A 21,519-nucleotide genomic window follows, 5' to 3' on the forward strand; every position below is an offset into this window, starting at 1 on the left:
CGCAAACCTCGCACTCCCGCAATAGAACCAAGCCTGAGCGTCCGCGCGCCTGGCAGAATGAGGGATGAACCATGGCTGTTTCCCCGCAACCACTTTCCTGGCGGCCTTGCTGATGGCTGGGCCGGTCTCCGCGCAGGGAAGTGATGCGCTCGCCCGTCATTCCCCGCCGCGATTCGAGGCAAAGGATTATCAGCGGGTGGCACGCCTGCTCGACGCTGCCGAGCATTCGCCGATACGAAATGCTGCGATCGTGCCGCACTGGATCGGCGATGGCGATCGTTTCTGGTACCGGAAGGAAACGGCCGACGGTGCGGTCTTCATATTGGTCGATGTCCGGACGACGGCCCGTTCGCCTGCCTTCGATCATCAACATGTCGCCACTGCCTTGGGCCATGCGTCCGCCAAACCGGTGTCCCCCGATAACCTGCCCTTCAGCGCCTTCCGTTTTACATCCGATGGCAAAAGCATCGCATTCGATGCCTTTGACACGGCCTGGCAATGCGCGCTTGACGAGCCGGACTGCGTGACCATTGCTGCGCCACCAGCCTATCCAAAGAACCACGCCGTCGCGCCCGACGAGCGCCACGCGATTTTCCGCCGCGACCGAAATCTCTGGATCAAGACTGATGGAGGTGCCGAAAGGGCGCTGACGCAGGATGGCATCCAATATAACGAATATGGCTACGTCTCGGGCGATCTTCAGGGGTACGTCGCATCCGAAAATATCCCCGGTGGCGTGCGCCCTTCCCTGTCATGGTCGCCCGATTCTACGAAGTTCCTGACGCACCGGATCGACGAGACCAAGGTCGGCGAGAGAATCCTCTGGCAGGGCGCGCCGGATGGGTCGCGCCGCGCCAAGGCGACTGTCTTCAGGCAGTCGCAGGTGGGCGACGACCATTTCCCGATCACGACCTACATGATCTTCGATACCGCGACCGGCAAGCGGATCGATGTCAAGAATATCCCAGCCGACATGATGGTCGATCCGGTCGGCGGATTTGGTGCGGTCCTGACCGAATGGGCGCCGGATTCTCGATCGGTCTACGTGCTGGCGCGCGATCGCCATTACCGGCGGGTCGGACTATTCCGCATCGACGCCGCCACCGGCGAGGCGCGGCTTGTCCTGGAGGAAACCAGCCCGACCTTCGTCAGTTTGAACGGTCGTTACGACAGTGTCGGCCACGGCGTCACGCTCAAGCTCATCGACCAGGGGCGTCAGCTTCTGTGGTTCTCGGAACGTGACGGCTGGGGTCATCTCTATCGTTACGACATTGCCACGGGCGCATTGCTGAACCAGGTCACGTCAGGACCCTGGGTCGTCACCGACATTGTCGAATTCGACGAGCAGAAAGGCATCATCTATTTTCTGGGTGCCGGACGTGAGGCCGGGCGCAATCCTTATCTGAAAGGCCTCTATCGCATCAACCTGGACGGCAGCGACCTGCGGCTTCTCACGCCCGAACCGTTCGATCATGATGTCAGCGCAACCGCCACCCCTGTCCAATTGTGGCCCAAGACGGCGGAGACGACGTTCTCGTCGGACAAGGCCTATTTCGTCGACCGCTATGGCGGAGTCGATACCGTGACAACGTCCGTGCTGAGGTCCTCGGACACCGGCAAGGTCCTGATGACGATCGAGGAAGCCGATTTTTCCGCCCTTGGAGACGGTTGCTGGATCCGGCCGGTGCCGTTTGTCGTCAAGGCGCGCGACGGCAAGACCGACATTTTCGGGACGATGTATCTGCCGGCCGATTTCGACAGGACCAAGAAATATCCGGTCATCGATAACGTCTATCCCGGCGCTCATGCCATCGGACCGGACGTCAGGTCATTCTCGCCCTTTTATTTCTATCGTCAGGCGCTCGCCAATCTCGGTTTCATCATCGTCAATCTGGACGGTTTCGGCACGACCGGCCGTGGCAAGGCGTTTCATGACCTGTCCTATGGCAACCTGCAGGACGGGCCAGGGCTGCCCGATCATGTCGTCGGAATACAGGAGCTGGCACGAACCTATCCGCAGATCGATCTCGATCGTGTCGGCGTATACGGTCATTCCTCCGGGGGTTACGGCACCGTCCTCGCGATGCTGAAATTCCCCGATTTCTACAAGGTCGGCGTCGCCAGCGCGGCGGCGGTCGACATGTGCGGCGCCATCCCGTTGATGATGGACAAATGGCAGGGCCCGCCCACGCCGGGCAAGGATTATTGCGAGCCTGTCTTTCTCGCCAACATGGCGGCCAATCTTAAGGGAAAGCTGCTGCTCGCTTATGGCGAAATGGATGAGCATATGCCGGCGTCGACTACCGTCGGGCTGATCGATGCCCTGACCCGTGCAAACCGCGATTATGACCTGATCGTCATGCCCAATTTGCCGCACGGCTTCATGTTCGACCGCTATTTCACGCGCCGCCTGTTCGATTATTTCGTGCGGCATTTGCTGGGCAGCGAACCGCCGCCGAACGCCACCCTTTCAGATCCGGAGCGATGAGACGATGCTGAGCAGTTCATCGCCCCAAGCAGACGCGGCCCACGACGCCGCTGGCGACTATGTCGTGAAAGGCGCGTGGTTCACGCTCGTGGTCATGATCATCATGGCGCTGGTGGCCAATGTCGACCGGCAGATGCTGGTGCTCGCTGCCGCTCCCTTGTCGCAGTCGCTCGGGTTGAGCGATGCTCGCATCGGCATCATCCAAGGCCTGCCTTTTGCCATCTTCATGATCGTTGCCGTCTATCCGATCGCCTGGGCGGCGGATCGATTCGACCGGCGATGGGTGTTCGGCATCTGTGTCCTCATCTGGTCGCTGGGGACCGCGGCTTGCGGCCTTGCTCGCAACTTCGAGGAATTGTTCGCCGCTGCCGTCCTGATCGCTGCGGGAGAGGCCAGCCTGGTTCCGGTCGGGATCGCCTTCGTCCCGGAGCTCTTCAAGGGCCGCAAGAGGCTGCTCGCCAACTCCATCTTCTATCTGTTCGGCTTCATGGGTCTGGCCGGGGGCCTGATCGTGAGCGGTGCCGTGATGGCCCTTGCCGATCTGGTTCATGCCGACCTGCCCACATCCATGCAGGCCTTGGAATCCTGGCGCCTCGCCTTTTTCCTGGTCGCGGCGCCGACACCCATCTTCCTCTTTCTGATTGCGGTCAGCCGACTCGGTCACCGGAGCGAGCCCGTCGCCGTGAATGGTCAGCAGCCGCCCGCCAAGAACCACCTGTGGCCTTATGTGCGCCGGCATCGACGAACCGTCCTGACGCTCTTCGTCGGCCTCAGCTTCTACACATTGGGCGTGGGCGGCTATTTCTTCTTCCTCCCGGTCGCCACCAGCCGGATGTTCGGCACCACCCCCGCCCAGAACGGAACCTTGATGGGGACGGCAACGGCGATCGGGCTGGTTCTCGGTGTCGTAATCGGAACGTTTATCAATCGCCGGATGACCGCCAGGATCGGCCCCGTGGCGTCGATCCGGCTGCTCTGGATGGCCATGCTGGCGGGGATGCCGATCTTCCTGATCTTTCCGTTCGTTTCCGCGAGCTGGCAGGTGTTCGCCCTCTTCGGGGGAATCATGTTCCTCGTAACCGCGGCGGGGTGCGCCCTTCCCGGAATCATGCAGGATATGGCGCCAGCCGATTTGCGCGGACGCGTGGCAGCGATCGGCAATATCGGCAACGGCATTGTCAACGGCATCGCGCCGGGCATGGTCGGATGGATTTCGCCGTACCTCGGTACGGATCCGCGCAATTTGATTGTCGCAATGGGGATCTTTGCGATTCCGTCCTGGATCATCGCGGCGATGCTCTTCCGGATGGCCGAACGCCCCTTCGAACGAACTCGCCTCGCGGCAATGGCAGAAGCCGCTGCCGATCCAATCAGCATCGAAAGTGAACAGACGTGATGAACGACCGAACCACCGCCATCCTCGACCAGGCAATTGCCTGCGACATGACCTGTCCTTGGGTCGCCGCCGGAGATCCGAGCCTGCGCGACGCCCTGCCCGAGCGCTATCGCAAGTCGGGATGGTCCTATGTTTCGCTGACTTTGGCGAGCGACGGAGACACGATCGCAACCGCCATTCAAACGATTGCCGCGACCCGCCGTCTCATCGAGACGTCGTCGGATACGTGCCTGCTCGTGGAAACGGTCGACGATATTCGACGTGCCAAGCGAGAGGGCAAACTCGGCCTGGGATTCCACTTCCAGGGATCGCTGCCGGTCGACCGCGATCTCAATCTCGTGAGCTTGTTCTACGATCTCGGCGTCCGCCACATGTTGATGGTCTATAACTACAAAAACTATGTCGCCGATGGTTGCTACGAAAGCGGCGATGGCGGGCTGAGCAGGTTTGGCCACGAGCTCGTCGCGGAAATGAACCGCGTCGGCATGATCGTCGATGTCGCCCATACCGGCTACAAATCTTCGATGGACACCATCGCGGCCTCCACCGCGCCGGTGATCGTCAGCCATGGCAATCTGAAGGCGTTTAACGACCATCCCCGCTGCTATACCGACGAACAGATCCGCGCGATCGCCGCATCAGGTGGCGTGTTCGGCCTGACGGGGCTCGGCGTGTTCATTGGTGGAAACGACAGCTCTACGCCGGCGCTGGTGCGTCAGGTCGACCATGTCGTGCAACTGGTCGGCCCGAGCCATATCGGCTTCGGATTCGACTATGTCTACGACATGCCGGCGCTCGAAGCGATGATGGCGCCTTATGCGGACAAGCTTCCGAAGGGCGATGGGACCCGCAACCAGCAACAGGTCGAGCCGGAGCGCCTGCCGGCGATCGTCGATGCGCTCCTGGCCATGAATTATTCCGATGAGGACATTGTCGCGATCCTCGGCGGCAACTGGCTCCGTGTCTGCGAACAGGTGTGGCGCTGATTGGCCATCGGCCCGCCCGTCTCCGATAGCATGAAAGGAAATCTCCAATGACGATGCTCATCACCGGCGCCACTATCATCGACGGCCTTGCCGAGACGCCGCTCCAGGGCCAGGCGATCCTGATCGAGGGCAAGCGGATCAAGGCGATCGGCAAGGCCGATGAACTCCTTGTTGCCGATGATATCCTCACCATCGACGCGACCGGCAAATATGTCATTCCCGGCCTGATGAACGCCAATGTCCATCTGCTTTGCGATATCCGGCCAGAAACACTGATCCGCTATGAAGGCCGCTATGAGGAACTGATCGCGGAGTCCGCGCAGATCGCTTTGAAGAACGGACAGACGACCGTGTTCGATACATGGGGTCCGCGCCGTCACCTGATGGCCGCGCGCGATGCGATCGATGCGGGCCAAATGATTGGCAGCCGCATCTACTGCGCCGGCAACGTCATCGGTTTCGACGGGCCTTATTCGCCCGATTTCGGCGCGACCATGGCCCAGATGCTCAGCCCGAATTTCGTCAATCGCATCAATTCCACTTGGGTCGAAAATAGCGGTCGCCACCTGATGTGGATGACTCCGGACGAGGTTGCAAAGGAACTGCGCACCTATATCGCCAAAGGCATCGACTTCATAAAATATGCCGCCAACGAACATGGCGGCCAGTCGCTTGGCGCCTTCATCAGCTTCTCCGAACGCGTGCAACGTGCGATCGTCGACGAGGCCCATCGTGCGGGCATCACCGCGCAATCCCATAGCATGTCGGTGGAAGGCTTGCACATGTCGATCGCTGCGGGCTGCGACCTTGTTACCCATTGCAACATTACCGGCCCGCGCGAAATTCCTGACGAGACGCTCGATTATATGGTCAAGCAGGGTTGCGGCGCCGTGCTGTTCCCGTGGAGCGATGCGGCCCTCAAATGGATGCGCGAGAATGTCGATGATGGGACCTGGACGACGGTGAAGGCAACAGACGCCAATGCCCGCAACCTGGTCAAGGCCGGAGCGCGCATTCTGCTCGCCAATGACGGCGCCGTCATGGCCAGTGAAATGCTGGCAGATCCGATGGTGCAGAAAAGCTGGATGGGTGCGCCGGAGGAAATCTCGCTCGGGCGCCTTGCGACCGGGCATTTTGTCTGGTTTGAGGCCATGGAAGAAAAAGGTATGGCGCCGATGGAGATGCTTCGCGCCGCGACGCGCAACATTGCGATCGCCTATAAGAAAGATGCGGACCTCGGTACATTGGAGGAAGGCAAGATCGCCGATTTGCTGATCCTCGACAAGAACCCGCTCGAAAGCGCCAAGAACTACCGGGCGATCAACAAGGTGGTGAAGGACGGTGCGGATATCGACATTGCCGCACTGCCGCTTACGCCGTTGCTGACTCGCCCTCTGCCCGAGCCCTTGCCGGAAGAAGCCGAGTATAAGCATTTCGCGCATACCGGGCAGCGCTTCCCGCTCTGTGCCTGTTCGGCGATGATGGGGCATTAAGTGAGCCGCGCCATTACAGCGACGATCGTCAATCATGTGGCGATCGACATCGACGCACCGGCCGAGGCCGTCTGGGACGTCATCATCGAACAATTTGTCGACGCGAAGGGATTTCGTTCGATTGGTACGGTGACGGATCTCGACGATCTTTCGGCGCCGCTCGGCGGGTATCATATCCGGCTCGACCTCGCTGATGACGGCCCGGATGAACGCGTGGCCCGAATAACTGAACGCAATGATGCGGCGCGACGCCTCAGCCTGTTCGCCGACTATCTGTCGGTGCCTGGGGGAATGTGCGTCTACGCGACCTACCATGCACAGGAGGTTCCCGGAGGCGCCCGTTTCGCTTTGGATTGCCATACGAGCGTCCAGCTCGACCTGCCGGCTGATGCCAGCCGAGCGGACGTCGCTGCGACGATTGAAGAGCGGACCGCGTCCTATGACGAGGCACTAGCCGAGCGCCTGGAAAAGATGAAGGCACGGCTCGAGACACAGACCATGGAAGAGAAATCATGAACGGCTCGAGCCAGGCTGCGGTTTTTATCGCATTGCTGATGACCGAAACGAACAGCTTCGCGCCGATCCCGACGGGGCTCGCCTCGTTCGAGGAAGCGGGAATGACGCGACGCGACGGCAGTCTGGATCAAGGCGAGACCGGCGGCGGCTTCATGAGCATCTTCAGGACGCTCGCCGAGGGGGACGGCCACGCGGTCATCGAAAGCCTCAGCGCATTGGCGCAGCCCTCCGGTCCGACTGTACAGCCGGTCTATGAGCGGCTGCGGGACATGATCCTCGACGACCTGCGCGCCGCCGGACCGGTTGGACAGGTGATGCTGGGCCTGCACGGAGCGATGATGGCGTCGGGTTGCGATGATTGCGAGGGCGACATCCTTGCCCGCGTGCGGGAGATCGTCGGGCCGGACGTGCCGGTCGGCGCCTTGCTCGATCCGCATTGCCACCTGACCGAGAAGATGGTGGCGAATGCAGACGCGATCGTGATCATGAAGGAATATCCGCACACCGACTGGGATGAGCGCGCGGCGGAGCTTTATGCGATCTTGATCGGCAAGGCCGAGGGCAAGGTAAGTCCTGCCTCGTCCGTGTTCGATTGTCGCATGGTCGGCTTCTATCCGACCACGGTCGAGCCGATGCAAAGTTTCGTTCGGCAAATGAAGGACGCAGAGCAGGAGCCCGACATTCTCTCGGTCAGCCTGGCGCACGGCTTTCCCTGGGGAGATCAGGCGGAAGCCGGCACCCGAATGCTGGTAATCGCCAATGGCGACGGGGAAATCGCCCGCACGACCGCCGAACGCCTTGGCCGGCAACTCTATCGGCTGCGCGATGACTTATTGCCGAACATGCCGGACATCGCGCAGGCGATCGATCGCGCTCGCGCGCTCGACGGGTTGGTGGTGATGGCCGATACGGCCGACAATGCCGGGGGCGGAGCGCCCGGCGATACTACCCATCTCCTCCGTGCCTTGGTCGAGTCCGGGCTCGGACCATGTGCGTTCGGTGCGGTCTTCGATCCGGGCGCCGTTCGCATCTGCGAGGAAGCGGGTGTCGGCGCGACCGTGATGCTTCGCATCGGCGGCAAATTGGGCGCAAGTTCGGGCGAGCCTTACGGCGTCGAAGTCGAAGTGGTCGCGCTCAGGCCCGATCACGGCCAGTCGTTCCTGGGCTCCCATTCGCCGCTCGGCCCGTCGGCCTGGGTCCGGATCGGGGACGTCGACGTGGTCATCACCTCGATCCGCTCGCAAATCTTCGCCCGGGACGGCTTCACCGGCCTCGGCATCAGTCTCGACGACAAGAAGGTGGTGGCGGTGAAATCGAGCGAGCATTTTCGGGCCGATTTCGGACCGATTACGAAGCATGTCATTTCGGTGGCGACGCCCGGCGCGATCCAGATGAACTTCACGACCATGCCGTACCGACACAAACGCGACATGCATTTTCATCCGCGGGTCCCCGATCCGCTGGCAATTGGAAACTGACGGCCACGCGGGCGAGAGGCCAACCGGAATCCGCGACGGGCAAGGATAGGGGGCTATATGGAGAGAATGAACATGTCCGCCCGTGACGCACTGGGCCGACTCGCCGAACGCTTCTGGGCGCTTCAGTGTGACGAGTTTCCAATGACAGCGATCCAGGCCGGGGTCTCGCATGACGCCGAAATGCTGCTTCGCGAGGCACCGGGGGATTATGAACGGCGAGCTGCCTGGGCGAAATCGGCAAAGTTGGAATTGATGGCGATCGACGTCGCCGGGCTCGACGCGGACGATCGGGCGACCCATGCTCTGCTGGAGCGCGAACTGAACGCATTGATCGAAATTGTCGAATGCAATGCGCATTTGCGGCCATCGCTTTATCCGGGTGGGCCGGAATTCGAACTTGGTTATTGGGCGGGTGCAACCGTTCTGGCGACCGTGGCCGATGCGCGACGATATTTGGAGCGGCTGGCTTCGATACCGGCGGCGCTTGATGGGGTGCGCTCCGCGCTCGCTCAAGGCGTGAGGCGTGGCATTCGATATCCGGCGATCGTGATCGAGCGCGCCATCGAGCAAGTTCGCGGCCAGGTTTCCATGCCGGTTGACGACAATCCGTTCTACCAGCCTTTTCGGCGGGTTGCCGGTCGCTCAGAATCCTTTCGAGCGGTAGCTGCGGAAGGTTATGCCGTGGTGGCGGGAGAGATTTATCCTGCCTTCCAGGCTTATGCTGACTTCATTGGGACCATGCTGGCCGGCGTCGCGCGCCAGAGCATCGCTTGTACGAATGACCTGGATGGTGACGCATTCTACCGATTTCAGATCCGCCAGTTCACCACGATCGATCTGTCCCCAGACGAAATCCATGCCATCGGACTTGCCGAGGTGGAGCGGCTGAACAACGAGATGCTCGCCGTGGCCGCGGAAGCTGGATGTCCAGATGACCTGGCGGAGTTTCGGCGTCGGCTTCAAGGCGACAATCGGCAGTTTCTTGAAAGCGGCGAAGCGCTTCGGGAGCAGATCGAAATCCTCTCCAAGCGCATCGATGCGATCATTCCGGAATATTTCGGGCGGACGCCGCGGACGACCTACGGAATCAAGAGTATACCCGAAGCCATCGCAGCCAAGCTGCCTCCCGCTTACGCCCAGCCCAATCCCGCCGACGGCAGCGCCGCCGGCATTCACTGGATCACCTCTATCCCAGCGAAATGTCCGCGCTACATGCATCTGCCGCTTGCGTTGCACGAGGCTTGGCCGGGTCATCTGATGCATCTCGCGCTGATCCAGGAAATGGAGCATCTCCCGGATTTCCGCCGCTTCGGCGCCTCGCGATACGCGGCCTGTCTCGAAGGCTGGGCGCTATATTGCGAAGCATTGGGAGAGGAGATGGGCTTTTACGATACGCCTGAAAAAATCTACGGCCGGTTGGAAATGGAGATGTGGCGCGCAGTTAGGCTTGTCGTCGACACCGGTATCCACGTTCGTGGCTGGAGTCGGGAGAAGGCGATACGTTATTTTGGAGAATATATGGCGATGCCGCTGGAAACGGTCGCGGCCGAGGTGGATCGTTACATTGCGATGCCCGGACAGGCACTCGCCTACCAGGTCGGTAACCTCACATTTCGGAAGATAAGGCTGCGTGCCGAAGCAGCCCTGGCCGAGAATTTCCGCATCCGCGATTTTCATGACGCGCTGATGGCGGCCGGGCCTGTGACGCTTCCGGTTCTGGACGATCTGATGGACGCTTGGGTCAACGCGCAAGAAGCGTAGCATTCAGGGCGCGGTGGTTGCAGTCGGGATGGCGCCTCGACCTCGGGGAAAATCCCGAACGAGGGTCGGTGGAATCCGCGGTCTCCTGCGTCAGCGTGTTGGGGATATCTGGTTAACGGCACCCGGCTCCTGCCGATGCGATGGCACGCCGATGCTGCTCGCTTCCGCCTGCATCCACTGCCTGAAAAGCTCAAGCGGCTGATAATGCTCATGGGTGCGTGGCCAGGCTAGATAATAAGCCTCTTTGCTTGCCACGGGTGCATCCAAGGCTTTCACGAGACTTCCATTCTCAACTTCGGCGCGCACCAGGAATTCGGGAAGCAGCGCCACGCCCAATGCACTTCGTGCCGCTTCTGTTATCAAGGAAAATTGGTCGAAGAGCGGGCCATGCACTTCGTCGGGATCTATCTTCATGGCCGCGAACCAGCGCTCCCATGCGTCGGGGCGGGAAACCAGGTGAAGAAGCGGCGCATGGGCCAGGTCGGCCGGGCAGGTCCAGTCCAGGCGCTGCTTCATGGCGGGACTGCACAGCGGCACGACCGTCTCGTGCATCAAGAAGTCCATTTCTGCGCCCGGCCATTCCCGCACGCCGAAATGGACGGCCGCATCCAACGCCTCCAGTCGGAAATCGAAGGGCGTCAAGCGCGTCGCCAGGTTGATCGTGATATCCGGATGTGCCGCAAGGAAGCGCGGCAAACGCGGGATCAGCCACCGGGCGGCAAACATGGGCAGGACGGCCAGGTTGAGGGATCGCCCGACCGGATTGGCGCGAAAGCCTAGCGTCGCGCCGGAAATCCGCGTCAGCGCCTCCCGTATCTCGCGCGCATATGCGCTTCCGGCCAGGCTGAGCCTCACCTTCTGCTTCTCGCGGTGGAAGAGCTCCGAGCCCAATATCTCCTCGAGCGCGCGTATCTGTCTGCTGACGGCACTTTGCGTAAGATTCAATTCCCGCGCGGCGGCGGTAAAGCTCTGGGTGCGCGCGGCGGCCTCGAATGCGCAGAGCAGGGAGGTTGGCGGCAGAAAGCGTCTAGGTACCATATGTTATTCCGATCCAGAATGATCTCTGTCCGATCTGGAGCTTGTCGCACTCTGTGGCAACAAACATAATCTCATCGATCATGAACAAACGTCACGCGATGACCTGAGGCAGTGAAGAAGGATCAGCACAGTCACGGCTTGTGGGAAAAGTCCGCGCCTCCCGCGCCTGTCGCCGGACGGCTTGTCGGGCAGGCCAATGCGGACGTGGCCATCATCGGAGGCGGCTATACGGGTTGCTCCGCGGCGCTTCATCTGGCCGAAGCGGGTCGAGTGCCGATCGTCCTGGAGGCCCGTCAGATCGGTTTTGGCGGCTCTGGACGCAATGTCGGCCTGGTCAATGCGGGCCTCTGGGTCATGCCGAACGACTTGGCCGCGACGCTCGGCGATGCTTATGGCGAGCGGCTACTGTCCCAGCTCAGCGAAGGGCCGGACCTCGTTTTCGGCCTGATCGATCGATACGGCATGGAATGCGAGGCTGTCCGCACCGGCACGCTCCATTGCGCCGTGGGGCGAAAAGGGTTTGGCGACATTGCGGAACGGGCCCGACAATGGAAACAGCGCCTGGCACCCGTGGAGCTCCTCGACGCAGGCGGCGCAGCGCGGCTCGTCGGCAGCAGCGCTTATTCCGGCGCGCTTCTGGATCGACGCGCCGGGACCATCCAGCCGCTCGCTTATGCTCGGGGATTGGCCGATCATGCCATGCGTCAAGGCGCTCGCCTCTTCACGGACTCCCCCGCCTTGGCGTTCGAAGATATGGGCGGAGCGTGGCGCGTCAGGACGCCGGAGGGCTGCGTGGTGGCGCCGTGGATCATCATTGCGTCCGATGCCTATTCGACCGGTCCTTGTCGCGACCTGGCGCGAGAGCAGGTCATGCTGCCCTATTTCAACCTCGCGACACGCCCCTTGGGGGCGGCACTCCGCGCTTCGATCCTGCCGGAGCGTCAGGGCGCCTGGGACACGAACAGGATTCTCTCCTCGTTTCGCTTCGACGCCTCGGGCCGCCTCGTCTTCGGCAGCGTCGGCGCGCTCGGCGGCACCGGCGGCCGAGTTCATGCGAAGTGGGGGCAGCGCGCGCTGGCGCGAATTTTCCCGGGGCTTGGCGACGTCCGGTTCGAGCATGGCTGGTATGGACAAATCGGCATGACCGACGATGCCGTTCCCCGCCTGCATTCCCCTGGGCGAAACATGATATCGATCAGCGGCTTCAACGGCCGCGGGATTGCGCCCGGCACGTCGTTCGGTCGCGATCTGGCCCGCTTGGTCATGGGGGAAATCGCCGTCGAGGACCTTTCGCTCCCGCTCACCACCTCGCGTGCGGCGCCCTTTCGCACCGCCAAATCCGCATTTTACGAACTGGGGGCCGGCCTCGCCCATTTCGCAGGCTCCAGATTTCGAACAGCTACTTGAAGGAGAAGCATATGACTGTCGCCCTTGCCGAGGAAACACGTGACCTCATGGCCAGATTGGGAGTCTCCGGCACCCAGCTGGAAGGCGGCTCGTTGCTCGCCCGATCGCCCATCACCGGCGAAGAAGTGGCGCGGTTGCGGGAAACGGACGAAGCCGAAGTCGATCTCCTGATCGCCCGCTCCGAGCAGGCCTTCCTCGCCTGGCGGACGGTCCCGGCGCCGCGGCGGGGAGAGTTCGTGCGCCTGTTGGGGGATGAGTTGCGCAAGGGAAAGGAAGACCTGGGGCGGCTGGTCTCGATCGAGGCCGGCAAGGTGCTGTCCGAAGGATTGGGCGAAGTTCAGGAGATGATCGATATCTGCGATTTCGCGGTCGGCCTTTCGCGCCAGCTCTACGGACTTTGCCTGCCGTCCGAGAGGAGCAATCATCGTTTGACGGAGCAGTGGCATCCGATCGGCCCGGTCGGCGTGATTTCGGCGTTCAATTTCCCGGTCGCGGTCTGGAGCTGGAACGCCGCACTGGCCCTGGTCTGCGGCGACAGCGTGATCTGGAAGCCGTCGGAAAAGGCGCCGCTCACGGCAATGGCGGTGAAGTCCCTGGCCGATCGCGCCGCAACGCGCTTCGGCGAAGACGCACCCGACGGATTGATCGCGCTGCTCATCGGAGGAAAAGCGGTCGGCGAATTGCTCGTCAATGACCCTCGGGTGCCGCTCATTTCGGCGACCGGCTCCACGCGGATGGGACGCAGCGTCGGAGAGCGAGTGGCTCGCCGTTTCGGCAAGGCGATCCTGGAGCTGGGCGGCAATAATGCATCGATCGTCACCCCTTCGGCTGATCTCGATCTGACTCTCAGGGCCGCGGCTTTTGGCGCCATGGGGACGGCGGGGCAGCGCTGCACCACATTGCGCCGGCTGATCGTCCACGAAGAGGTTTACGATCGCTTGGTGCCGGCGCTGATCCGGGTTTATGCGGGCGTCGCGGTCGGCGATCCGCGGGAGCCCGATACGCTGGTTGGGCCTTTGATCGATGCCGACGCCTTTGCCGCCATGGAGCGCGCCCTCGATGCGGCACGTGCGGCGGGCGGGCACGTGCACGGCGGCGGCAGGGTCGATGTGAACGGCAAGGAATCATTCTATGTCAGGCCGGCACTCGTCGAAATGGATGATCAGGCCGCCTGCGTTCGCGAAGAAACCTTCGCCCCGATCCTCTACGTCTTGAAATACCGTTCACTCGACGAAGCGATCGCGCTGCAGAACGCCGTGCCGCAGGGCCTCTCTTCGTCCATCTTTGCGACCGATATGCGGGAGATCGAACTTTTCCTGTCGGCGGAAGGATCGGACTGCGGGATCGCCAACGTCAATATGGGGACGTCGGGTGCCGAAATCGGCGGTGCCTTTGGCGGAGAGAAGGAAACCGGGGGCGGCCGCGAAAGCGGATCGGACAGTTGGAAAGCCTATATGCGACGCCAGACCAATGCCATCAATTATGGTCGTACCATGCCGCTCGCTCAGGGTGTGAAGTTCGAGATCGGCGGCACGATTTCTCGCTGATAATATCTATCCTTCTTCTCATGCGGCAATGGGTCGGCCACCCAGTCCACCTTGATGCAGGCGCTGAACCGGTCTTGGTTCGACCCCGCTTCATGGCTTGAGGCGTGAGGAACGGGGGCACAGATTGCACAATGGCCGGCGAGACCTCTTATACGCTTGTATCTTGTCGTGACATGCCGTCGAAAGGGGGTAACAGAAATTTGACCCGAGAGGATTGGCGGAAACCAATGAGCGACGAATATCCGGTGCGTTTCGAGCGGCGTGGGCCGGCGGCCTGGATCATTCTTTCCCGGCCTGAGCGCGGAAATACGATCGACCTTGCGACGGCGAGGGCGCTGATGGAGCTTTCCGCTGCCTGCGATGCGGATCAGGGCATACGCTGTGTCGTGGTGACGGGCGAAGGCAAGCTGTTCTGCGGCGGCGGCGATGTCCAGAGTTTCACCGCTGCCGGTGCGGAGGCGCCGCAACTCATCAAGGCGATCACTGCGCATCTGCATGTGGCGATCGCGACTTTCGCCCGGATGGACAAGCCGCTGGTCACGGTGATCAACGGTCCGGCGGCAGGAGCGGGCCTCAGCCTGGCCGCGCTCGGCGACATCGCCCTGGCGTCGCGATCGGCACATTTCACGCTCGCTTATACGGCTATCGGTCTCAGTCCGGACGGCGGAGCGAGCTGGTTGCTTCCCAGGCTCGTCGGACTGCGCAGGGCACAGGAACTCGTTCTGACCAATCGTCGCATGAGTGCGGACGAGGCGGCGGAAGCAGGGCTGATCACCCGCGCGGTCGATCCTAACGTGCTGGTGTCGGAGGCGGATAAGGTGATCGAGGCGCTCGCCCAGGGCGCCACGGGCGCTCTCGGGCGTTCGCGCCAGCTTCTATTGTCCAGCTTCGGCAACAGCCTGGAGACGCAGATGGAGCTGGAAGCGCGCGCCATCACCGCTTCGATGGCGACGGCGGACGGGCGGGAGGGCGTGGCATCGTTCCAGGAAAAGCGCCGACCGGAATTCGGCCGGAAGCCTGAATGATAGTCTCGTCCCAAGCCGGCCGGCAATGCGGCGAAAACGCCTGCCGGGGCCAGAAACCAGTTCAGTCCTCGGGCGCGATCTGGACCCGAAGGCCGTCCGACATGTCCGAAACGCGCAACTGGCAGGACAGGCGGGAGCGATCGGTCCGGTGGTCGGAGCTGTCCAGCAGATCATCCTCATCCTCCGACATGGCCGGCAACCGTGCGACGAAGTCCGGATCGACATGAACGTGGCAGGTCGCGCAGGAGCAGCAGCCTCCACACCATCCAGGTCGGCACCTATGGCCTGACCGAGGGGGCGGGGACGGTTTCCACCAGCCGGCTCGACAACAGTTTCGAGCAGCGTACCGGCCGGTGTGGCGAGGTGCTCGAGGAATGGGAAATGCGCATCGTCGATATCGAGACGGGACGCGATTGCGGTGTCGGGGAGCGCGGGGAGATCGTCATTCGCGGCCCGAACATGCTCAAAGGCTATTACAATGCGCCCGAAAAGACCGCGGAGGTGATCCGCGACGGCTGGTTTCATACCGGCGATATCGGATCCATGGATGCCGATGGGCAGGTCATGTTTCACGGCCGCACGAAGGACATGCTGAAAGTGGGCGGCGAAAATGTCGCGGCCGCCGAGATCGAGGCGATGCTGCAAACCCATCCTGCCGTGAAGCTCGCTCAGGTGGTGGGCATTCCTGACGATCGCTACGTCGAAGTGCCGGCCGCGTTCGTCGAATTGGTCGACGGCCAAGGCGTATCCGAGGCCGAGCTAATCCAACATTGCCAGGGGAAAATGGCCAGCTTCAAGATCCCGCGTCATGTCCGCACCGTGAAGGAATGGCCGATGTCGACGTCAAAGATCCAGAAATTCAAGCTGCGTGAAGCATTGCTGGGCGATTTGATCCCCCAAAATGGGTAGCGGACGCGAGGGCGTCATGGCCTGAAACGAAGACCGATCGGGCATAGCTTGCCTTTCGGAAATAAGCTGTCGTTCGCCAAATCCGGCGCGTTCGCCGCTCGCTACGCCCAGGTCTCGCGGAAAACGCGGTGGAAATTGCCTCCAATGACCTTTTCGATCACAGCGTCCTTGACCCCGGCCTGGGCAAGGTCCGATGCGATCACCTCCAGCCGGCGCGGGGTGTTGAGGCCCGGAGTCGTGAAGGGCAGCCCGCTATCTTCGAGTGGTGCGGCAATGCCCTTGCGCGTACGCTCGTCGCTGAACCTGCGGAGCTCTGCGCGGTAATTGGCGTCGAACAGCACCGGAGTGATCGACGTGTCGGTGCCGATGCCGACATGATCCTCGCCCGCGACCTTGAGGGCATGGACGATATGCCGGGTCACCAGCGCGCGCGTCGGCCCGAGCGTGTCGAGGCCCAGAAAAGGCATGATGAAGATTCCGGTCACGCCGCCGCCATCGGCGACCGCCTTCAGTACCTCGTCGGGTTGATTGCGCGGGTGATCGTAGACGGCGCGACACCCGGTATGGGAAACGATGATCGGGCGGGTCGATTCACGCGTCGCGTCGAGCGCGGTCTGCGGGTGCGAATGCGCGAGGTCGACAGTCAATTTGCGCGCGTTGATCCGCCGGATAGCTTCACGGCCGACTGCCTCAAGCCCGGGTTGCGGATCGCGCGACAAGGATCCCGATCCGATCTTGCTTTCTTGATTATAGGTCAATTGCATGATCAGCACATTGCCTTCGGCGAACCTGTCGATCTGCGACAGATCGTCTTGCGCCCATTCCAGGCCCTGGAAGCCGAGGATGATGCCCAGCTTGCCTGCCTTCTTGGCGGCGGCGATGTCGCTATGCCGGGTGATCAGTGCCAGGATGTCGGGATTGGCGGCGACGTCCGCCTTGATGCCGGCGATACGTTCCTGCTGGGGTGCTGCGCTCCCGCCGCCGACAGTCATATTGATTGCGGTCAGCCCGCTTGCGTGGACGTTGCGCAATTGTTCGGCCGACAGATGAGGGCTTCCAGGGGGGTAGTTGACGTTGAAGGTGTTCGGGCTCCCGAGGCAGTCGATGGAGATTGCGCGCTTGTAGAGGTCTTTAATATGCTGCGGAATCGGCCCGGGATTATCGGCGGGCGCGTCCGCTGCGGCCAAGGCCGATGGCAGGAAGCCCATGAGGCCGGCCGATGCGAAGGCGCCGATTGCGAACCGGCGGCGATCCATATGCAAAGGGCTGTCTGTCACGCGCTATTCTCCCTGCGATGCCGGCTCTCAACCTGAAACTACCCAGATCGGCACCGAGGGCAAGGGCCGGCGCGAAAAGCCGGTACCGGAGTGACAGGACTTGGACCCCTGTCTTGGTGCACTTTCCTTGGTTCGCGCTGACGTCAGGTTTGCGGCGATGAACTGATTGGCTGACAGATCCGGCGGCTGATTTGCACGAAACTTATATCAGGCCGGGATATCGGGTCGAACCGCGCGAGCTCGATCAACGTCATGTTTTTAGGTGATCCGATTTGCCAAGACACGGGAAGCGCGGCCCCATAAATGGAAAGGGGCAGTCGTTTCGGACGCGCCGGCAGGGGGGCGATAAGGATGAAAGTTGTTCATGGCGATCACGGCGCCGGTCCGGTCGGCGAGAGCTCTGCGGACTGGAGCAGCCCAAGCGAAGCCCGCGTCGCTTATTGGGCGCTGTTCGTCGTCACCGCCGTCTACGCGCTCAACATCGCCGATCGCTATGTCCTCTCCACCCTGATCGAGCCGATCCGCGCCGAGTTCCAGCTTTCCGACAGCGCCCTGGGCCTGGTCACCGGGGTGGGCATGGCGATCTTCTATGTCACCGCTGGCATTCCTCTCGGCATGCTGGCCGACCGCGTGAACCGCAAGAAGATGATCGCCTGGGCGCTTGCCGCCTGGTCGGTCATGACGGCGGCCTGCGGCCTGTCCCAGACGTTCGTGCAATTGCTGATCGCTCGCATGGGCGTCGGAGTCGGCGAGGCCGGCGGGACGCCGCCGTCCCAGTCCCTGCTTGCCGATTATTTTCCGCCGCGCCGCCGCCTGGTTGCCACCTCGATCTTCGCCATCGGCGTTCCGATCGGCTCGGCGGTCGGCGGAATCGCGGCCGGTATTATCGCCGAAGCGCATGGGTGGCGCATGGCGATGCTGGCCGCCGCTGCGGCGGGGCTTCCGATCTTCCTCCTTCTCCTGACCCTGCGCGAGCCGAAACGGGGGCGGTATGACGCGGCGCCGGCCGTTGCGCCCGAGACCCCGCCGCCGAGCCTGCGTGAAACACTTCATTTTATCCGCAGCCGCAAGGCGGTCTTCCATGTCTTCGCCGGCGGTACGGTGGCGACATTTTCGGGAATGGGCCTGATCTGGTGGACCCCTGCCTTCCTGGCCCGCTCGCACGGCCTTTCGGTCGCGGAGGCGGGCATCGAGGTCGGGCTGATGAACGGAGTCGGCGGCGGCATCGCGCTGGCCGCCTCCGCCTTGCTGATGATCTGGCTCGCGCGAAAGCCGGTCGCCTGGCAATGCTATTTCACGGCCCTGATAACCGGCTTGATCACCATCCCGGCGCTGCTGGCCCATTGGGTGCAGGATCGCGAGCTTGCGCTTCTTAGCCTGTGGTTCTTCATTCCCTTGGCCAACGTCTATATCGGCCCCTGTTTCGCGCTGATCCACAATCTCGTGCGGCCGCAGATGCGGGCGGCATCGGTGGCGATCCTCCTGTTCACCGCCAACGTCGCCAATTTGATCGTCGCCCCGCAAGGGATTGGCAGCCTGTCGGATCTGATCCGGCCGCATATCGGCAATCCGGAGGAATCGCTGCGGCTCGCCTTGTTGATCAGCGCCCTTACCGGCATCTGGGGCGCCTATCACTTCATCCGCGCGGGGCGCGAGATCGGGAAAGGAAAAGGCTGACAAGCCGCCGAAGTCGGTCTTCCGCGACGCAGCTTTGGGGACATTCCGGATCCGGCCGGAAAATGTCGGCGGTCAGCGGCTGGCGTCGACGACCCCATCGATCAGGTTCGACGCCATCAGGCGCTCGCCGAACGGCCTCCATCCAGTCGCGGCATCGGCCAGATAGCGCCTGGCCGCTTCGGCATGGTTTCGCCATCGGGCCGTGGCTTCCTCGACCGGGACGGGGTGAAAGCGAAGCGCGGCGCCGGTGGGAAGCTGGGCGATCCTGTCCACGTCCGACCCGACGACCGTGGCGATCTTCGGATAGCCCCCAATGGTCTGATGGTCGGCTAGCAATATCGTCAGCCTTCCTTCGCCGTCGATCTGGAGCGATCCTCGGACCGCTGGCTCACTGGCGATGTCGAGCCGCTCGGGAACGAGCGGCTGCCCCTCCATCACCCGGCCCATCCGGTCGAATTTGGCGGAAGCCGTAAAGGGCGAGCCGGTGACCGCCGACCGGGCCGTTTCGGGAAAATAGCGGTCCTGGGGTCCCATCACGATCATCGCATCTTCGATCGGCCGCAATTCCGGCTTGGGCAAGGCATGGGCTTCTTTCGGCAGCGGCGCAGCCTCCACGATGATTTCCCGGCCGGTCCCAACGCGGCCGCCACCCAGGCCGGCGAGCAAATGTGTTGCCCGGCTGCCGAGCCAGGACGGAGCCAGAAGATCGCCCCCGAAGGCGAGATAGGCCCAATTGCCAAGCGCGCCCTCCTTGATCCTAAGCCGCATTCCGGCGTGCAGGATACCTGTCGCCCAGGAACCGAGAGGCGATCCTTCCACCTCCGCCGTAAAGTCTCCGCCGCAAACGCAGAATCCGACGCTTCCTTCTGCGCAGACGAGGCTGATACCGCCGAGCGAGACTTCGATGAGGGCGGCGCCCTCCTTATTGCCGATGCCGGCATTCGCCGCTGCGAATGCCAGGCGGTCGATGGGTCCCGAATGGGGCACGCCGAAACGCATGTAGCCGGTCCTGCCACGCTCCTGGATCGTGGTGAGCGGACCTGCCTTCTCCACGATGATGCGCGTCAGGCTCACCGCGCCAACTGCCTTTCCAGTTCGTCGGACCCGATCCGTTCGAAGCGAATGCGGTCGCCGGGTTTGAAGAGGAATGGGTCGTCCGCCTCCGGCCGCAGGATCTGAATCGCGGTCCGTCCGATCACCCACCAGCCGGTCGGCATCGGCAGCGGCATGACGATGCATTGGCCGGCAGCGATCATCACGCTTCCAACCTTGTGGTCGCGGACGGCGGCAGCCTTTCGCGGGACCGCCAGCGGTTCGGGCACGCCGCCCAGATAGGCGAAGCCGGGGGCAAAGCCGTACATGAGGACGCGGTAATCGCCTTCGGCATGATGCTTGGCGATGGCTTGGGCGGACAGCCCCGTCCGCCGTGCAAGCTGCTCCATGTCCGGTGCATGTTCGCCTTCATAGCAGACGGGGATGACATGCTCGGCTGCTTCGCGGCTGGCATTCACCGCATTTCCGACGGCTTCCCGGACGAATGCTTCGACGGTCCGCATCTCGCTGGCTTCCGGGTCGAACAGGATCAGCAAGGATGTCGCGGCGGGAACGGTTTCGCGCAGGCCAGGCGGCGGGGCGGCGCGCAGCGCCGCGTCGATGGCGACCACGCATTCGCTGAGATCGGCGTCGATCGCGTCTCCCAGGTCGACGAGCAGGGCGGCCTCGCCCACCGCGCGGAAGATGAATTGGGTCACGCCGGTGGAAGGAAAGGCGCGATCCCGAAGCCGGCAGCTTCCAGGGCGTCGCGCAGATGCCGCGCCATTTCGAGCGCGTGGGGGCTGTCGCCATGGATGCAGATGGAATCCACCGCCATCGTGACCTCTCCCCCGGAGACGGTCGGCATGGTTCCCGTGCGCAGGAATTCCAGCATGCGCCGGGTGGCCGTCTCGGCATCGTCGATCAGCGCGCCCGGTTCGCTCCGCGGCACCAGGTTGCCCTCATCCGTGTAGCCGCGATCGGCAAAGACTTCGCTGAACACGCGCATATTCGTTTCGCGGGCCACCGTCTCGAGCATGGTCCCCGAAATTGCGAGGATCGCCAGGCTGGAGTCGACGGCCCTCGTGGCTCGAACGATCGCCTCGGCAACGGGCCGGTCTTCCGAAGCGACGTTGCCAAGCGCGCCATGCGGCTTGACATAGGCTGGGCCTGCCCCGGCCAGCGCGGCAATGCCGATCAGGGCACCGACCTGTGCGGCGACGAACCGTTCCACCTCCGCGGGTGAAAAGGGCAGCCTTCTGCGTCCAAATCCTTCCTTGTCGGGATAGCTGGGATGGGCGCCGATGTTGATCTTCCGCTCATGCGCCAGGCGCAAGGTCCTGAACATGGTTTCGGGATCGCTGGCATGGCCGCCGCAGGCGAGGTTCGCGCTCGTGACGATCCGCAGCATGGCGCCGTCGTCGCCCATCAGCCAGGGACCATAGCCTTCGCCCAGGTCGGCGTTGAGATCTATGGTGCGCATATCACC

17 protein-coding genes and 1 pseudogene are annotated in these 21,519 nt (G+C 62.7%); 12 read left to right on the forward strand and 6 right to left on the reverse strand.

All coding sequences use genetic code 11. From position 1 onward, the window contains the following. Positions 1 to 64: 64 nt before the first annotated feature. The 7 genes from RQX22_RS07335 to RQX22_RS07365 all read left to right on the forward strand — a co-directional run bounded on the left by RQX22_RS07335 (position 65) and on the right by RQX22_RS07365 (position 10,118). Positions 65 to 2,488 (forward strand): S9 family peptidase, encoded by a 2,424-nt coding sequence (locus RQX22_RS07335; RefSeq protein ID WP_315725071.1) that lies wholly within the window; start codon positions 65 to 67, stop codon positions 2,486 to 2,488. Between the two features lie 4 nt (positions 2,489 to 2,492). Beyond that, positions 2,493 to 3,884, forward strand: coding sequence for an MFS transporter (locus RQX22_RS07340; protein WP_315725073.1), 1,392 nt, complete (start codon positions 2,493 to 2,495; stop codon positions 3,882 to 3,884). Next, positions 3,884 to 4,870 carry a dipeptidase gene (locus RQX22_RS07345; protein ID WP_315725076.1) on the forward strand — a complete coding sequence of 329 codons (987 nt, stop codon included), beginning with the start codon at positions 3,884 to 3,886 and terminating at the stop codon, positions 4,868 to 4,870. Before RQX22_RS07340 ends, RQX22_RS07345 begins: the two co-directional genes overlap by 1 nt. Positions 4,871 to 4,917: 47 nt before the next feature. Continuing rightward, positions 4,918 to 6,363, forward strand: coding sequence for an amidohydrolase family protein (locus tag RQX22_RS07350; RefSeq protein WP_315725077.1), 1,446 nt, complete (start codon positions 4,918 to 4,920; stop codon positions 6,361 to 6,363). Then, entirely contained in the window at positions 6,364 to 6,879 is a 516-nt protein-coding gene (locus RQX22_RS07355; protein WP_315725078.1) for an SRPBCC family protein, read from the forward strand. Beyond that, positions 6,876 to 8,357, forward strand: coding sequence for a M81 family metallopeptidase (locus RQX22_RS07360; RefSeq protein WP_315725080.1), 1,482 nt, complete (start codon positions 6,876 to 6,878; stop codon positions 8,355 to 8,357). Before RQX22_RS07355 ends, RQX22_RS07360 begins: the two co-directional genes overlap by 4 nt. A 66-nt stretch (positions 8,358 to 8,423) precedes the next feature. Then, complete coding sequence (locus tag RQX22_RS07365) at positions 8,424 to 10,118, forward strand: DUF885 domain-containing protein (protein WP_315725081.1); 1,695 nt, start codon at positions 8,424 to 8,426, stop codon at positions 10,116 to 10,118. A 90-nt stretch (positions 10,119 to 10,208) separates the two neighbouring features. Here the strand turns inward: RQX22_RS07365 and RQX22_RS07370 are convergent, their stop codons facing one another. Beyond that, positions 10,209 to 11,156: a LysR family transcriptional regulator gene (locus RQX22_RS07370; protein ID WP_315725083.1), complete on the reverse strand. Its 948-nt coding sequence runs from the start codon at positions 11,154 to 11,156 to the stop codon at positions 10,209 to 10,211. A gap of 111 nt (positions 11,157 to 11,267) precedes the next feature. Between RQX22_RS07370 and RQX22_RS07375 the strand changes: the two genes are divergently transcribed. The 3 genes from RQX22_RS07375 (at position 11,268) to RQX22_RS07385 (ending at position 15,135) form a co-directional block, all read left to right on the forward strand. Then, the gene (locus RQX22_RS07375; protein WP_315725085.1) at positions 11,268 to 12,563 is read left to right on the forward strand and encodes an NAD(P)/FAD-dependent oxidoreductase; all 1,296 of its coding nucleotides are present in this window, start codon (positions 11,268 to 11,270) and stop codon (positions 12,561 to 12,563) included. 11 nt (positions 12,564 to 12,574) lie between these two features. Further along, complete coding sequence (amaB, locus tag RQX22_RS07380; protein ID WP_315725086.1) at positions 12,575 to 14,110, forward strand: L-piperidine-6-carboxylate dehydrogenase; 1,536 nt, start codon at positions 12,575 to 12,577, stop codon at positions 14,108 to 14,110. A 227-nt stretch (positions 14,111 to 14,337) separates the two neighbouring features. After that, positions 14,338 to 15,135, forward strand: a complete 798-nt coding sequence (locus RQX22_RS07385) for an enoyl-CoA hydratase/isomerase family protein (RefSeq protein WP_315725088.1) — start codon at positions 14,338 to 14,340, stop codon at positions 15,133 to 15,135. Between the two features lie 61 nt (positions 15,136 to 15,196). Here RQX22_RS07385 and RQX22_RS07390 read toward each other — a convergent pair. After that, a pseudogene (locus RQX22_RS07390) lies at positions 15,197 to 15,397 on the reverse strand (2Fe-2S iron-sulfur cluster-binding protein); the annotation flags it as partial. Between RQX22_RS07390 and RQX22_RS07395 the strand changes: the two are divergent. Then, complete coding sequence (locus tag RQX22_RS07395; protein WP_315725090.1) at positions 15,337 to 16,044, forward strand: class I adenylate-forming enzyme family protein; 708 nt, start codon at positions 15,337 to 15,339, stop codon at positions 16,042 to 16,044. The pseudogene RQX22_RS07390 and the gene RQX22_RS07395 overlap by 61 nt on opposite strands. 101 nt (positions 16,045 to 16,145) lie before the next feature. Here the strand turns inward: RQX22_RS07395 and RQX22_RS07400 are convergent, their stop codons facing one another. Beyond that, entirely contained in the window at positions 16,146 to 17,321 is a 1,176-nt protein-coding gene (locus tag RQX22_RS07400; protein ID WP_315725092.1) for a dipeptidase, read from the reverse strand. A 351-nt stretch (positions 17,322 to 17,672) separates the two neighbouring features. Between RQX22_RS07400 and RQX22_RS07405 the strand changes: the two genes are divergently transcribed. Then, a complete protein-coding gene (locus RQX22_RS07405) occupies positions 17,673 to 18,998 on the forward strand; it encodes a spinster family MFS transporter (RefSeq protein WP_315725094.1) in 1,326 nt (441 codons plus the stop codon). 72 nt (positions 18,999 to 19,070) lie between these two features. Here RQX22_RS07405 and RQX22_RS07410 read toward each other — a convergent pair whose 3' ends face one another. The 3 genes from RQX22_RS07410 to RQX22_RS07420 are packed head-to-tail and all read right to left on the reverse strand — an operon-like array spanning position 19,071 to position 21,513. Beyond that, positions 19,071 to 20,072: a 5-oxoprolinase subunit C family protein gene (locus RQX22_RS07410; protein WP_315725096.1), complete on the reverse strand. Its 1,002-nt coding sequence runs from the start codon at positions 20,070 to 20,072 to the stop codon at positions 19,071 to 19,073. Next, on the reverse strand, positions 20,069 to 20,749 hold the full coding sequence (locus tag RQX22_RS07415; protein WP_315725098.1) for a 5-oxoprolinase subunit B family protein: 681 nt from the start codon (positions 20,747 to 20,749) through the stop codon (positions 20,069 to 20,071). Before RQX22_RS07415 ends, RQX22_RS07410 begins: the two co-directional genes overlap by 4 nt. Continuing rightward, positions 20,746 to 21,513 (reverse strand): LamB/YcsF family protein, encoded by a 768-nt coding sequence (locus tag RQX22_RS07420; protein ID WP_315725100.1) that lies wholly within the window; start codon positions 21,511 to 21,513, stop codon positions 20,746 to 20,748. The genes RQX22_RS07415 and RQX22_RS07420 overlap by 4 nt, the downstream gene beginning before the upstream one ends. Positions 21,514 to 21,519 lie beyond the last annotated feature (6 nt).

It is taken from the genome of Sphingosinicella rhizophila (genome assembly GCF_032378825.1).
Lineage (GTDB): Bacteria > Pseudomonadota > Alphaproteobacteria > Sphingomonadales > Sphingomonadaceae > Allosphingosinicella > Allosphingosinicella rhizophila.

Bases quoted from the DNA above. Each gene is read 5' to 3' on its own strand.
- amaB (WP_315725086.1), top strand. From the start codon at position 12,575: ATGACTGTCGCCCTTGCCGAGGAAACACGTGACCTCATGGCCAGATTG.
- RQX22_RS07420 (WP_315725100.1), bottom strand. From the start codon at position 21,513: ATGCGCACCATAGATCTCAACGCCGACCTGGGCGAAGGCTATGGTCCC.
- RQX22_RS07405 (WP_315725094.1), top strand. From the start codon at position 17,673: ATGAAAGTTGTTCATGGCGATCACGGCGCCGGTCCGGTCGGCGAGAGC.
- RQX22_RS07370 (WP_315725083.1), bottom strand. From the start codon at position 11,156: ATGGTACCTAGACGCTTTCTGCCGCCAACCTCCCTGCTCTGCGCATTC.
- RQX22_RS07345 (WP_315725076.1), top strand. From the start codon at position 3,884: ATGAACGACCGAACCACCGCCATCCTCGACCAGGCAATTGCCTGCGAC.
- RQX22_RS07335 (WP_315725071.1), top strand. From the start codon at position 65: ATGAACCATGGCTGTTTCCCCGCAACCACTTTCCTGGCGGCCTTGCTG.
- RQX22_RS07350 (WP_315725077.1), top strand. From the start codon at position 4,918: ATGACGATGCTCATCACCGGCGCCACTATCATCGACGGCCTTGCCGAG.
- RQX22_RS07385 (WP_315725088.1), top strand. From the start codon at position 14,338: ATGAGCGACGAATATCCGGTGCGTTTCGAGCGGCGTGGGCCGGCGGCC.
- RQX22_RS07340 (WP_315725073.1), top strand. From the start codon at position 2,493: ATGCTGAGCAGTTCATCGCCCCAAGCAGACGCGGCCCACGACGCCGCT.
- RQX22_RS07360 (WP_315725080.1), top strand. From the start codon at position 6,876: ATGAACGGCTCGAGCCAGGCTGCGGTTTTTATCGCATTGCTGATGACC.
- RQX22_RS07365 (WP_315725081.1), top strand. From the start codon at position 8,424: ATGAACATGTCCGCCCGTGACGCACTGGGCCGACTCGCCGAACGCTTC.